Source organism: Massilia varians, from assembly GCF_027923905.1.
GTDB lineage: Bacteria > Pseudomonadota > Gammaproteobacteria > Burkholderiales > Burkholderiaceae_D > Telluria > Telluria varians_B.
Genome location: NZ_AP026966.1, coordinates 2,504,410 through 2,517,822 on the forward strand (window position 1 = coordinate 2,504,410; position 13,413 = coordinate 2,517,822).

Here is a 13,413-nt window from a genome sequence, read left to right on the forward strand (position 1 = left end):
TCGCGCCTTGCCTGCACTCGCCATGCATCGCCGCCAGCTTCCTCCTCCCTACTGGGATAGGTTCCTAGCCTGCGCGCCGCATCCCGCTCCGCCGCCGGGCATGGAAGGGCTTGACCTTCCCATCGTGGGAAGGACTATCCTTCCGGTAGACACTCCATGAACGAAGGAAGCAGGATGGATACCACAACGCAAACCGGGGGCGCGACCCTCTTGACCATCGACGGCATGACCTGCGCCTCCTGCGTGGCGCGGGTCGAACAGGCCTTGCAGAAGGTGCCCGGCGTGCGCGCGGCAACGGTCAACCTGGCCACCGAGAAGGCCAGCGTGCATGGCGACGCCGCGCTCGAGGCGCTGGTGGACGCGGTGCGCGCGGCCGGCTATGAGGCCGCCGCGGCGCCGGCCCCCGGCAGCGCCCGGCCGGACAGCGGCACGCAGGGCGGCCTGCCGGCCTGGTGGCCGGTGGCCCTGAGCGCGCTGCTGAGCCTGCCTCTGGTGGCGCCGATGCTGGTCCAGCCCTTCGGCCTGGACTGGATGCTGCCCGGCTGGCTGCAGCTGGCGCTGGCGACCCCGGTCCAGTTCTGGCTCGGCGCGCGCTTTTACCGGGCCGGCTGGAAGGCGCTGCGCGCCGGCAGCGGCAACATGGACCTGCTGGTCGCGATCGGCACCAGCGCGGCCTACGGCCTGTCGCTGTATCTGCTGCTGGCGGGCGGCCGGCACGGCGCACCGCACCTCTACTTCGAATCCTCGGCGGTGGTGATCACCCTGGTCCTGCTCGGCAAGTGGCTCGAGAGCCGCGCCAAGCGCCAGGCGGTGGCGGCCATCGGGGCGCTCGAAGCCCTGCGCAGCGAGGACGCCCTGGTGCGGCGCGGCGGCCGCGAGCTGCGCATTCCCCTGGCCGAACTGCGCGTGGGCGACCTGATGGTGGTGCGGCCCGGCGAACGGGTGCCGGCCGACGGCAGCGTGGAAGAAGGGCATAGCCACCTCGACGAATCCCTGCTGACCGGCGAATCGCTGCCGGTCGCCAAGGGGCCGGGCGAGCGCGTGGCGGGCGGCGCCATCAACGCCGACGGCCTGCTGCTGGTGCGCGCCACCGCGGTGGGCGTTGATTCCATGCTGTCGCGGATCATCCGCATGGTGGAAGACGCGCAGGCGGTCAAGGCGCCGATCCAGCGCCTGGTGGACCGGGTCAGCGCAGTCTTCGTGCCGGCCGTGCTGCTGGTGTCGCTGGTCACGCTGCTCGGCTGGGGCCTGGCCACCGGCGACTGGCAGGCGGCGCTGCTCAACGCGGTGGCGGTGCAGGTGATCGCCTGTCCCTGCGCGCTGGGCCTGGCCACCCCGAGCTCGATCATGGTCGGCACCGGCGCCAGCGCCCGCCACGGCATCCTGATCAAGGACGCGGAAGCGCTGGAAACCGCGCATGCGCTGGACGTGGTGGTGTTCGACAAGACCGGCACCCTGACCGAAGGCCGGCCACGCCTGGCCGCGCTCGAAGGCGCGGACCCGGACCGGGTCCTGCGGCTGGCCGCGGCGGTGCAGCAGGCCAGCAGCCATCCGTTGGCCCATGCGGTGCTGCAGGCGGCGCGCGAACGCGGCATCGCGCCGCCGCCGGTCACGGCGGCGCGCGCGCTGCCCGGGCGCGGGGTGCAGGCCGAGCTCGACGGGGCGACCGTCTTGCTGGGCAATGCGCGCCTGATGCGCGAGCAGGGCGCCGCCGGCGCCGTCCTCGAAGCCCGGGCCGCCGTGCACGAGGCGCAGGGACGCACCGTGTCCTGGCTGGCGCTGTCCGATTCCAGCGGCGCCGAGGCGCTCGGCCTGCTGGCCTTCGGCGACAGCCTCAAGCCCGGCGCGGCGGCGGCGGTAGCGCGCCTGGCGGCGATGGGCATCGAGTCGGTCATGCTCACCGGCGACAGCGAGGGCGCGGCGCGCGCGGTCGCCGGGCAGGCCGGCATCGCGCGCTTCCACGCCGGCGTGCTGCCCGGAGACAAGGCCCGCCTGGTGGCGGAGCTGAAAGCGGCGGGCCGCAAGGTGGCGATGGTCGGCGACGGCATCAACGATGCGCCGGCGCTGGCGGCCGCCGACGTCGGCATCGCGATGGCCAGCGGCACGGATGTGGCCATGCAGACCGCCGGCATCACCCTGATGCGCGGCGACCCCGGCCTGGTGGCCGATGCTGTGGCAATCTCGCAACGTACCTATGCCAAGATCCGCCAGAATCTCGGCTGGGCCTTCGTCTACAACGTGGTCGGCATCCCGCTGGCCGCCTTCGGCCTGCTCAACCCGGTGCTGGCCGGGGCGGCGATGGCGCTCAGCTCGGTGAGCGTGGTGGCCAACGCGCTGCTGTTGCGCGGCTGGCGCCCCTCGGGCGCGGCGGCGCCGGCCGACAGCCGCGACGCCGGCCAGGAAGTTTTGATCCACCAGGGGCTTGAAGCGCCCCTCCCAACAGGAGTACGAGAAATGATTCAACTGACCGTAGAAGACATGAGCTGTGGCCACTGCGTCGGCCGCGTGACCAAGGCCGTCCAGGGCGTCGACGCGGCGGCGAAGGTGAGCATCGACCTGCCGAGCAAGCGGGTGAGCATCGACAGCGATGCCGACCTGGAGCGCATCGTTGCCGCGATCGACGCCGCCGGCTACCCCGTGAGTGCACGAAGCTAAGATATCAGACAAACAAGTGCGCAAGCTCGGCAAAATGCGCTATATTTTTATGTACGTTGAATAGGGGCAGCAGGCACGGATGGTCTAGGACTTTCGCTCGGCATTCCTGGGATGACTCATGCGCTATGGTGTTTTAGCAGAACCGGCAGATCTGGCGAAACACCCTCCATCCGGTGCGCAATTGCGCAACGTCCTCGTGGTACTGGCCGTGCTGGCCGTCTTCTTTTCGCTGCTGGCCCCGTTTGCCCGCACGCCGCTGCCGGCGGCGCCGGAATTCATCCCGATGGTCCAGTCGGTGCTCATCGGCAGCAACCTCCTGACCGGCATCCTCCTGCTGGGCCACGTGCATACCAGCCGCTCCTGGTCGCTCGGCATCCTCACGCTGGGCTACCTGTGCACGGCGCTGATCGCGCTGGCCCACATGCTGACCTTTCCCGGTCTGTTCTCGCCGCACGGCGTGCTGGGCGGGAACGCCCAGACCACGCCCTGGCTGTTTCTGATCTGGCATGCGCTGTTCCCGCTGTTCGTGCTCGGCTATGCGCGCACCTATCGGCGTCCGCTTCCCGCCCATTTCATGCGCGCCGGCGCGCTCCTGATGGCGCTGTTCGTCGCCGCACTGGTCCTGATCTGCACCACCGGCGCGCCCTACCTGCCAGAGCTGATGGACGGGCACCGGTTCCGGCCCGCCTATCGCTGGCTCGGCGCCGTCGTGCTCGGCCTGGCCCTGTTCGCGCTGTGGAAGACGGCGCAGAAGCGCCCGCGCGCCGTGCTCGACGTCTGGCTGACGATCGCGATGTCGGCCTGGGCCTTCGAGGTATTGCTGTCCTGCCTGCTCAATGACGGGCGCTTCGACCTGGGCTTCTACGCCGGGCGTCTGTACGGCCTGGCGGCCTCGCTGTTCGTGCTGGGCGCCGTCGCCATCGACAACATCGCCCTGCACGGGCGCCTGCACGACACCTTCGAGGAGATGATCGAGGCCCGTTCGCGGGCCCAGTGGCAAAGCCTGCTCGGTTCGGTGCTGCGCCAGCTGCCCGACGGCGTCCTGATCGTCGACCGCGAGGGCCGCTGCGTGATGGCCAACGACCTGGCCGAGCAGATGGCGGCGCGTTTCGAGCACACCGGCCTGGGCGACATGGCCGGCCCGGCCGCGATGCTGTCCCTGATCGGCGAGCCGGTGCGGCGCGCGATCCGCGGCGAAGCCTTCCGCGACGCCGTGCTCGAGAGCCTGACGCGCGACGGCCGGCGCGTGTACTCGGTCAGCGGGGCGCCCCTGCGCGACGGCGCGGCCGAGCTGGCGGCGGCGGTGATCGTGCTGGACGACATCACCGACCGGACCTTGGCGGGCGCCGCGCTGGCGCGCGCCCTCGACCAGACGCGCTACCTGATCGAGAACACGCCGCTGGCGGTGATCGAGTGGGACCGCGACTTCGTGATCCGCCTGTGGAACCGGCGCGCCGAGGAACTGTTCGGCTGGACGGCAGGGGAAGCGGTCGGACGGCGCATCGACGCGCTGCCGGTGATCCACGAGGAGGATGCCGGCATGGTGGCCGGCGCCATGGGCCGCCTGCTCGATTCTGCCACGCGCTACGTCAAGTCGAGCAACCGCAACCGCACGCGCGACGGCCGCACCCTCTGCTGCGAATGGTACAACTCGGTGCTGCACGACGAGGAGGGGCAGATCGACCGGGTGTTTTCGCTGGTGCTCGACGTGAGCGAGCGCGAGGAGGCGATGGAGGCCTTGCGCGAAGCCGACCGCCGCAAGGACGTCTACATCGCCACCCTGGCGCACGAGCTGCGCAACCCGCTGGCGCCGATCGCCAACGCCGCCTCGCTCCTGCGCGGCAAGGCGCTGGCCCAGGACCGGATCGAATGGATCGCCGCCATGGTCGGGCGCCAGACCGCCCAGATGGCGCGCCTGCTCGACGACCTGCTCGACGTCACCCGCATCAGCCGCGGCAAGATCGAGCTGCACCGCGCGCCGGTGGAGCTGGGCCGGCTGCTGCGCGACACCCTGCAGACCAGCATGCCGCTGGTCGAGGCCGGACGCCACACGGTGGCGCTCGACCTGTCCGAGGAGCCGGTGTGGGTCGATGCCGATGCGCTGCGCCTGACCCAGGTGCTGGCCAACCTGATCAACAATGCCGCCAAGTACACGCCGCCGGGCGGGCGCATCGCGATCCTGCTGGAGGAAAGGGCGGGCGAGGCGCGGGTCGAGGTGAGCGACAACGGCATCGGCATCGAGCCGGACATGCTGGCGCGCGTGTTCGACGCCTTCGTGCAGGTGTCCAGCGCCAGCCACCTGGCGCAGGGCGGCCTGGGGATCGGCCTGTCGCTGGCCAGGGGCCTGGTGGAGCTGCACGGCGGCCGGCTCAGCGCCCATAGCGAGGGGCCGGGACACGGCTCGGCCTTCACGGTGACGCTGCCGGCGATCCGGCCGGCGTCCACGCCGGACGTGGCCGAGCAGCAGGGCGCCGCCGGGCCGCGCCTGGGCAAGCACGTGCTGGTGGCCGACGACAACGTCGACGCCGCCGAATCCCTGGCCTGGCTGCTGCGCTCCGAGGGCGCGACGGTGGACGTGGCGCACGACGGCGCGGCGGCGCTGCGGATGTTCGACGCGCATCCGGCCGACATCGCGGTGCTGGACCAGGGCATGCCCGAGATGGACGGGCTGGAGGTGGCGGCGATCCTGGCGCGGCGCGTGCCGCGGCCCTTCCTGGTGGCGGTGACCGGGCGCGGGAGGCAGGAGGACCGCGCGGCCTCGCTGGCGGCCGGCTTCGACGAGCACCTCACCAAGCCGGTGGCGCCGCAGCAGTTGATCGATCTGCTGGGCAAGCTGTAGCTGTGCGGACGTGCAACGGCGGCCCGGCCGCATGTTGCACATCTTGCAACACACTGTTAGTATTTTGCAAGCTTTGACTTGGAGGGTGCGATGCAGCTGTTTCGCCTGTTCCGCCCGCGCCGCAGAAAAAACCAGGAAGAGATCGCCGGCCGCGCGGCCGAGGTGATCGTCCACGTCCTGTTCGACGTCGGGCTCGACCGCTTCCTGGCCGGCACCATCCTGCTCGACCGGCAGTTCCGCCTGCGCTTCTACGCGCTGGCGCCGCAGCCATGCCCCGCCATCCTGGCCAGCATCGCGGTGCGCGAGCTGGACGAGGCGCAGGTGTTCCGCGCCCAGGTGCTCGAAGCCGGGATCGACGCCCCCCTGCTTGCCACCCACGCGCGCCGCATGGCCGACGGCGTCATGGGGGCGCTGCGCCGCCAGTCGCCGGCCCTGTGCGCGCTGCCGGCGTCGCGCCACGAGCGGCGCGGCATCATGCGCTAGACGGCCCGTGCGCGCCAAGTCGCGCGCCGGCGCTATGCTTCTCGGGCGGGGCGCAGCCGCGCCCCATCACTCCAGGAAAAGGTCACCGGCATGAGCGTTCGCAACCTCGAACACCTGTTCGCACCGAAGTCGGTGGCGCTGATTGGCGCGTCCGAGCGCCCCGGCAGCCTGGGCGCGACGCTGCTGGAGAACCTGCTGGCGGGCGGATTCAAGGGCGAGGTCTGGCCGGTCAACCCCAAGTACGGCGAACTGGCCGGACGCCGCTGTTATGCCGGCGTGGCCGAGCTGCCGCAAGCGCCGGCGCTGGCAGTGATCTGCACGCCGCCGGCGAGCATTCCCGCCATCGTGCGCCAGCTGGGCGAGCGCGGCACCCGCGCCGCCGTGGTCTTGAGCAACGGCATCAATGCCCGTGGGCGCGGCCTGCGCCAGGCCATGCTGGACGCCGCCCATCCCTACCTGCTGCGCCTGCTGGGGCCGAACAGCGCCGGCCTGCTGGCGCCCGGCCTCGGGCTCAACGCCAGCGTCGCCACCAGCGGCGCGCTGCCCGGTCGCATCGCTTTCGTGTCGCAGTCGGGCGCCCTGATGGTCGGGGTGCTGGACTGGGCGCGCACGCGCGGCATCGGCTTTTCCCATTTCATCGCGCTGGGCGACGCCGCCGACGTCGACCTGGGCGACGTGCTCGACTATCTGGCCAGCGACGGCGCCACCTCGGCCATCCTGCTCTACCTGCAGGACCTGCGCTATGCGCGCAAGTTCATGTCGGCGGCGCGCGCGGCGGCGCGCAGCAAGCCGGTGCTGGTGCTGCGCGCCGGGCGCGAGGACGATCCGCTGCCTTCCGCGGCCAGCGAAAGCGGGGCGCTGGCGACCCGCGACGAGGTGTTCGACGCCGCGATCCGGCGTGCCGGCATGCTGCGCGTCTACACCACCGACCAGCTGTTCTCGGCCGCCGAAACCCTGGCCTACGCGCGTCCGCTGCACGGCGAGCGCCTGGCCATCGTCAGCAACGGCGCGGGGCCGGGCGTGCTGGCGCGCGATGCGCTGGCCGATGGCGGCGGGGGCGAGGCGCCCTTGTCGGAGGCGTCGCAGGCGCGCCTGGAGGCGCTGCTGGCGCCGGGCTGGCGGCGCGGGAACGTGGTCAACCTGCAGGGCGGAGCGGCGCCGGAACTGTACCGCGAGACCCTCGAGATCCTGCTTGCCGACCCGCAGGTCGACGCGGTGCTCCTGATCCAGTCGCCCACGGCGACGGTGCCCAGCCGCGAGGTGGCGAACGCCATCGCGCCGCTGGTGCGCGGCGCGTCCAAGACCCTGCTGTCGTGCTGGCTCGGCGGCGGCGCGGTGTCCGAGGCGCGCGCCATCGCCTCCAGCGTGCGCCTGCCGGCCTTCCGCACGCCCGAAGACGCGGTGGCCGGCTTCCTGCAGCTGCTGCACTACCGGCGCAACCAGAACCTCCTGATGGAGGTGCCGCCCTCGATGGCGGGGGCGGCGGCCCCCGACCGCGCGGCGGCGCGGGCGCTGGTGCGCGAGGCCGTCGCCGGCGGGCGCTACCTGCTGTCCGATCCCGAGACCAAGGCCATCCTGCGCACCTACGGGATGGCGGTGGTGGAGACGCGCCAGGCCGCCAGCGTGGAAGAGGCGGTGAGCGCCGCCCGCCGCATCGGTTATCCGGTGGCGGTCAAGATCCTGACGCCGGACGTGATGCACAAGTCGGACTTCGGCGGCGTCACCCTCGACCTCGACGGCGACGAGGGCGTGCGCGCGGCCGCCACCCGGATGCGCCGGCGCCTGTCGGAACTGTTCCCGCAGGCGAAGTTCGAGGGCTACTCGGTGCAGGCCATGGTAAGGCGCAGCAATGCGCACGAACTGATCGTCGGCGCGGCGCTGGACGCCGTGTTCGGGCCGGTGATCGTGTTCGGGCAGGGCGGGGTGACGGTGGAAGTGACCGACGACCATGCGGTCGGCCTGCCGCCCCTGAACCTGGTGCTGGCGCGCGACCTGGTCGACCGCACCCGGGTAGCCAGGCTGCTGGCCGGCTACCGCAACCGGCCGGCGGCCAACATGGACGCGGTGCTGGCCACGCTGGTGCAGGTGTCGCGCATGGTGTCGGACATTCCCGAGATCGTGGAGCTCGACCTGAACCCGCTGCTGGCCGACAGCCGCGGCGCGGTGGTGCTGGACGCGCGCATGCGCCTGGCGCTGGCCGACCGTTCCGGGAGCACCCTGGATCGGCTGGCGATCCGGCCCTATCCGCGCGAACTGGAAGAGACCATAGCTTGGCAGGGCGCGCCCCTGCTGTTGCGCCCGATCCGCCCCGAGGACGGTCCGGCGCACCTGGCCTTTTTCGATGCGCTCACGCCGGACGACGTGCGCTACCGCATGTTCGTGCGCGTGCGCGAACTGCAGCCTTCGCAGCTGGCGCGCTTCACCCAGATCGACTACGACCGCGAGATGGCCTTCGTCGCCACCCGCCCCAACGCGCAAGGCGTCGCCGAGACGCTGGCGGTGGGGCGGGTGGTGGCCGATCCCGACAACATCACGGCCGAATTCGCGGTGACGGTGCGCTCGGACCTGAAGGGCATGGGGCTCGGCAAGATCATGATGCAAAAGCTGATCGACTACTGCCGCTCGCGCGGCACGCGCGAGATCGTGGGCGAGGCGCTGCCGCAGAATTCGCGCATCACTGGCCTCGCCAAGCGGATGGGGTTCACCGTCACGTCAACGGGCCTGGAGGGCATGCGCGAGATGCGCCTGGTTCTGTAGGGGTGATCTGGTCCAGTGGACCAGATCACGCTTCGCCGTGCGCGCGTTCAAGCAGCAAAAGAACAGACGCGCAGGCGGCAGCACCGTTATGTGAACACGCGGATGGCATAGCCGTCCACCCTGCGACAGAATATTTCACTAAGGCGGCTCATGTGAAATAATATTTCACCTCCTGAAACGCACATCCTCCTGCACCACCTTCACGTCGCCCTTCGGTTTCTTGGGCTTCTTCGGCTTCTTGACGATCTGCCCGCCCGCGATGGTCTCGGGCACGCGGTGCTCCGGCTCGAAGCCGCTTTCTTCCACGCGCTTAATTAGCTGGCGCGTCAAGCCCTCGATCGCGGCCAGGAATTCGACCTCGTCGGCCGCCACCAGCGACACCGCCTCGCCCGAGGCCCCGGCACGCCCGGTGCGGCCGGTGCGGTGCACGTAATCCTCGGCCACGATCGGCAGGTCGACGTTCACCACCACCGGCAGGTCGTCGATGTCGAGGCCGCGCGCGGCGACGTCGGTGGCCACCAGTACCTTCACCTCGCCCGCCTTGAAGCGCTCCAGCGCGCGCAGGCGGGCCGGCTGCGGCTTGTCGCCGTGGATCGCGTCGGCCGGGATGCGCTTGGCGTCCAGCAGGCCGACCAATTCGTCCACCCCCTTGCGGGTTTTCGCAAAGGCCAGCACCTGGGTCCAGCCGTGTTTCTTCAGCAGGTGCAGGAACAGCTCGGGTTTGCGCTTCTTGTCCACCGGGACCAGCCACTGGGTGATCTTGCTGACGGTGGTGTTGCGCGGCGTCGCCTCGATGCGCACCGGCTCGCGCAGCAGGCGGTTCGCCATGGCGCGGATCTGGTCGGAGAAGGTGGCCGAGAACAGCAGGGTCTGGCGCTTTTTCGGCAGGGCCGCGAACACCTGGTCGAGCTCTTTTGAAAAGCCGAGATCGAGCATGCGGTCGGCCTCGTCCAGCGCCAGGGTGATGACCTCGCTGAACTTCACCGCGTTCTGGCGGTGCAGGTCGAGCAGGCGGCCGGGCGTGGCCACCAGCACGTCGACACCCTTGCGCAGATTCATCATCTGCGGATTGATGCTGACCCCGCCGTAGGCCACCATGGTGCGCAGGTTCAGGCCGGCGCCGTAGCTGCGGAAGCTCTCGTGCACCTGCTCGGCCAGCTCGCGGGTCGGCACCAGGACCAAGGCGCGCGCGGCGTTGCTGCCGACCGGCTTGTCGCGCTTGAACAGGCGCTGCAGGATCGGCAGGGCGAAGCCGGCGGTCTTGCCGGTGCCGGTCTGGGCCGCGGCCATGACGTCCTTGCCCGACAGGACGGCAGGAATCGCCTGCTGCTGCACGGCGGTCGGGGTGGTGTAGTCGAGCGTGGCGAGGGTCTGGACGATCGGATCGATCAGTCCAAGTGAAGCGAAGGACATGGAAACCTTACGACGAGTAAATGTACAGGCCGTAGTTTAACTTGCCGGGCGCGGCAAGCGAAGGGCAGGCGGGCTCAGGCGACGACGATCAGGGCCGACAGGTCGACGATCGGCTTGGCCGGCTCGCGCTGGTTCTTGCAGCCGGTGAGCAAGAGGCAGGCAATCGCGAGCGCGGCGGGAATCGCACGCAGGGGTGGGCGCGGCGGCATGATGGCTCCTTGTCAAGAAACGCCATGATACGCCAGTCCGCGCCGAAGGTGCACACGCGGGCGCGACATCAGAAGTTGTACGAGATGCCGGCGCGCAGTACCGGGTAGATCTTGTAGTCCGAGACTTCTTTCTGCAGGCGCAGTTCTTCGACATCGACGTCGCTGGCCAGCTGCTTGCAGAAGGTCTGCGAGCTGGTGCAGCCATAGGCGATCAGGTTGACCCGGCCCTTGCCCTGGTGGAAGGCGCCGATGTCGGCATGGAAGTTCCAGCGCTTGTTCGGGTTCAGCGCATTGCCCCAGCCGATGCCGATGTAGGGCGCGGCGCGGCGGAAGCTCACTTCGCCCTTCAGGGCGCCGAGGTCGGTGGCCGCATAGGTGGTGCCGTTGAAGATGAAGCTGCCGCTGGCGCTCGGGGTGCCGAGGGCCTTGAAACGGGTGCCGTTGTACACGATGCCGGCGGTCAGGCGGAAGCTGCTGTGCGGGATGACGTACCAGTCGAACAGCGCGTCGAAGGTCGCCAGCTTGCCGTCGAGCTGGTAGTCGACCAGGCCCGAGCGCTTCTCGAAGTCGTGCTTGAGGTAGTTGGCGCCGAAGCGGCCGTTCAGGGTGCTTTCCATCGGCACGACCAGGTGGACGCCGGCGCCGGTCGTGCCGAGGTCGGCCGTCACGGCGGCGCCGATCTGCGCCTGCGCCGATGCCGACGCGAATGTGGACAGGGCTGCGAGCGCTGCGAGTGCGAAGGAAGAATGCTTGTGTGCCATGCCGTGGGAGCCTTTTGCTGTCAAAGGGCAAGATTGTAAGGCGGCTTGGCTTGTGGCCGCGAGGTATACCAGCCGGGTGACGTTCCTCTGCAACGGATTTTTGTGCCCGCCAGGCCCGCTTTCGTCGCCGCTATCCCAGCTCCGTCGCATAATGTCACCCGGCAACAGAGACCAGGACTAATCTGGCGCTGCCCTGACTACTGAAAGAACATCATGATCTCAAGCACTTTTCATATTGGACGGCTGCTGCTGGCCTGGCTCGGCTGCTACCTCATCCTGTGCATCATCCTCGTCGAGTCGTCCCGGGGATACCTGGATCGCGACCCCAGCGGCGGCTACCTCGTGCTGCTGGCCCTGTTTCTGGGCCTGTGGGTGCTGTCGGGCGTGTTCTCGCACATGCGGCGGGTGCGCCTGATTGCGGGCAGCCTGAACAGCGGCACGCTGTCGAACCGCCAGCGGCGCCAGATCGAGATCCCCTTCGAAGCAGGCGAAGCTTTTGATCTGATCGACGCCGCGATCCGCGAACTGCCCGGCGCGATCCTGGTCGAGAGCGCCCGCGACAGCCTGCAGGTGCGCGCCAAGGTCAAGCGCATCAATCCCTACGCCATGCACCACGACGGCCAACCGCCGGCCGCCAGCTGGGCCTTCATTCCCTTCGGCGAACGGCGCAACCAGATCCTGGCCACGGTCACGCCGAACGGCGACGCCGCCGGCAGCGTCACCCTGATCTGCGAACCGGAAGATCCGGCCTGGACCGACACCTTCCTGGTCGACCACGGCACCAACCTAGAGAACGCCGAGGCCATCGTGCGGGCGATTACCCGGCGCGTGGCCGAGCGCCGCCGCGGCGAGCAGGCGCTGGTGGCCCAGACCGCCACCGAGAAGGAGCTCACCGTGGCCAAGCTGAACCTGCTGCATGCCCAGGTCGAGCCGCACTTCCTGTACAACACCCTGGCCAGCGCCCAGGTGCTCACGCGCACCGACCCGGCGCGCGCCGACGAGATGCTCGGCAACCTGATCCAGTACCTGCGCCACTCGCTGCCGCGCACCGAGGATGCGCCCTCGACCATCGGCGAGGAACTGGAGCGCGCCCGCGCCTACCTCGATATCCTCAAGATCCGCATGGGGCCGCGCCTGCAGCTGCAGGTCGACGTGCCGGACGCGCTGCGCGCGGTGCTGTTCCCGACCATGATGCTGCAGACCCTGGTCGAGAATGCGATCAAGCACGGCCTCGAGCCCAAGCCGGGCGGCGGGACGGTCTGGATCCTGGCGCGCCAAGTGGACAACGCCGTGGCGGTGACGGTGGCCGACGACGGCCGCGGCTTCACGCTCGAGGGCGGCGGCACCGGGGTCGGCCTGCGCAACGTGCGCGAGCGCCTGCGCCTGGCCTACGGCAGCGCGGCCGCGTTCTCGATCGTCGCCAATTTCCCGAGCGGGGTGGCGGCCACCATCACCATTCCCCTGCACCTGCAGGCGGGAGCCCATCATGCTTGAGCCCCGGATCAAGTGTGTCGTCGCCGAAGACGAAGCCCTGCTGCGCGAATCGCTGGTCGAGCTGCTTGGCCAGGCGTGGCCGGAACTGGAGATCGTGGCCAGCTGCGAGGATGGCGGCAGCGCCCTGGAGGCGATCGCCGAGCACCGCCCGCAAGTGGTGTTCCTCGATATCCGCATGCCGGGCCTGAGCGGGCTGGAAGTCGCATCGAACCTGGTGCAGGCCGGCATCAGGACCGAGGTGGTGTTCGTCACCGCCTACGACCAGTACGCGATCGACGCCTTCGAGCGCGGCGCCGTCGACTACCTGCTCAAGCCGGTGGCGCGCGAGCGCCTGGCAGGCACGGTGGCGCGGGTGCAGGCGCGCCTGCAGCGCGCCGGGCAGGACAACGGACAGCTCGGCCAGCTGCAGGCCCTCTTGCTGCAGCTGCAGGCGGTGGCCCCGCCGCCGAAGGCGCCGCCGCTGGTGTGGCTGACCGCCAGCCGCGGCCAGGAAACGCGCCTGATCCTGGTGGACGACGTCTGCTACTTCCAGGCCGACAGCAAATACACGGTGGTGATGACGCCCGATGGCGAAGCGCTGCTGAGGAAGCCCATCCGCGACCTGCTCGAGGTGCTCGATCCCACCCACTTCAAGCAGGTGCACCGCTCGACCATCGTCAATCTGCGCGCGGTGGCGGGCGTCACCCGCGACGACAGCGGGCGCGGCATCCTGCGGCTGAAGAGCCGGCCGGAGACGCTCGCGGTGAGCCAGCCCTTCATGGGCCTGTTCCGTAACATGTAACCAGATGTGAAAGCCTGCACA

At 69.9% G+C, this 13,413-nt stretch carries 9 protein-coding genes; 6 read left to right on the forward strand and 3 right to left on the reverse strand.

Features of this window, described 5'->3' with window-relative positions:
- Positions 1-174 precede the first annotated feature (174 nt).
- The 4 genes from MasN3_RS11405 to MasN3_RS11420 all read left to right on the forward strand — a co-directional run bounded on the left by MasN3_RS11405 (position 175) and on the right by MasN3_RS11420 (position 8,734).
- A complete protein-coding gene (locus MasN3_RS11405) occupies positions 175-2,655 on the forward strand; it encodes a heavy metal translocating P-type ATPase (protein WP_281914179.1) in 2,481 nt (826 codons plus the stop codon).
- A gap of 181 nt (positions 2,656-2,836) precedes the next feature.
- On the forward strand, positions 2,837-5,494 hold the full coding sequence (locus MasN3_RS11410; RefSeq protein WP_281914180.1) for an ATP-binding protein: 2,658 nt from the start codon (positions 2,837-2,839) through the stop codon (positions 5,492-5,494).
- A 90-nt stretch (positions 5,495-5,584) separates the two neighbouring features.
- Complete coding sequence (locus MasN3_RS11415) at positions 5,585-5,977, forward strand: hypothetical protein (protein ID WP_281914182.1); 393 nt, start codon at positions 5,585-5,587, stop codon at positions 5,975-5,977.
- A gap of 90 nt (positions 5,978-6,067) precedes the next feature.
- Positions 6,068-8,734 (forward strand): bifunctional acetate--CoA ligase family protein/GNAT family N-acetyltransferase, encoded by a 2,667-nt coding sequence (locus MasN3_RS11420; RefSeq protein WP_281914183.1) that lies wholly within the window; start codon positions 6,068-6,070, stop codon positions 8,732-8,734.
- A gap of 165 nt (positions 8,735-8,899) precedes the next feature.
- Here MasN3_RS11420 and MasN3_RS11425 read toward each other — a convergent pair whose 3' ends face one another.
- The 3 genes from MasN3_RS11425 to MasN3_RS11435 all read right to left on the reverse strand — a co-directional run bounded on the left by MasN3_RS11425 (position 8,900) and on the right by MasN3_RS11435 (position 11,117).
- Entirely contained in the window at positions 8,900-10,147 is a 1,248-nt protein-coding gene (locus tag MasN3_RS11425; RefSeq protein ID WP_281914184.1) for a DEAD/DEAH box helicase, read from the reverse strand.
- A 74-nt stretch (positions 10,148-10,221) separates the two neighbouring features.
- Positions 10,222-10,356: a hypothetical protein gene (locus tag MasN3_RS11430; protein ID WP_281914185.1), complete on the reverse strand. Its 135-nt coding sequence runs from the start codon at positions 10,354-10,356 to the stop codon at positions 10,222-10,224.
- Positions 10,357-10,424: 68 nt separating this feature from the next.
- The gene (locus MasN3_RS11435) at positions 10,425-11,117 is read right to left on the reverse strand and encodes a hypothetical protein (protein WP_281914186.1); all 693 of its coding nucleotides are present in this window, start codon (positions 11,115-11,117) and stop codon (positions 10,425-10,427) included.
- Positions 11,118-11,330: 213 nt separating this feature from the next.
- On the opposite strand from MasN3_RS11435, the gene MasN3_RS11440 reads away from it, so the two are divergent.
- Together MasN3_RS11440 and MasN3_RS11445 are read left to right on the forward strand one after the other, a co-directional pair.
- On the forward strand, positions 11,331-12,611 hold the full coding sequence (locus MasN3_RS11440) for a sensor histidine kinase (protein ID WP_281914187.1): 1,281 nt from the start codon (positions 11,331-11,333) through the stop codon (positions 12,609-12,611).
- A complete protein-coding gene (locus tag MasN3_RS11445; protein WP_281914188.1) occupies positions 12,604-13,392 on the forward strand; it encodes a LytR/AlgR family response regulator transcription factor in 789 nt (262 codons plus the stop codon). Before MasN3_RS11440 ends, MasN3_RS11445 begins: the two co-directional genes overlap by 8 nt.
- Positions 13,393-13,413 lie beyond the last annotated feature (21 nt).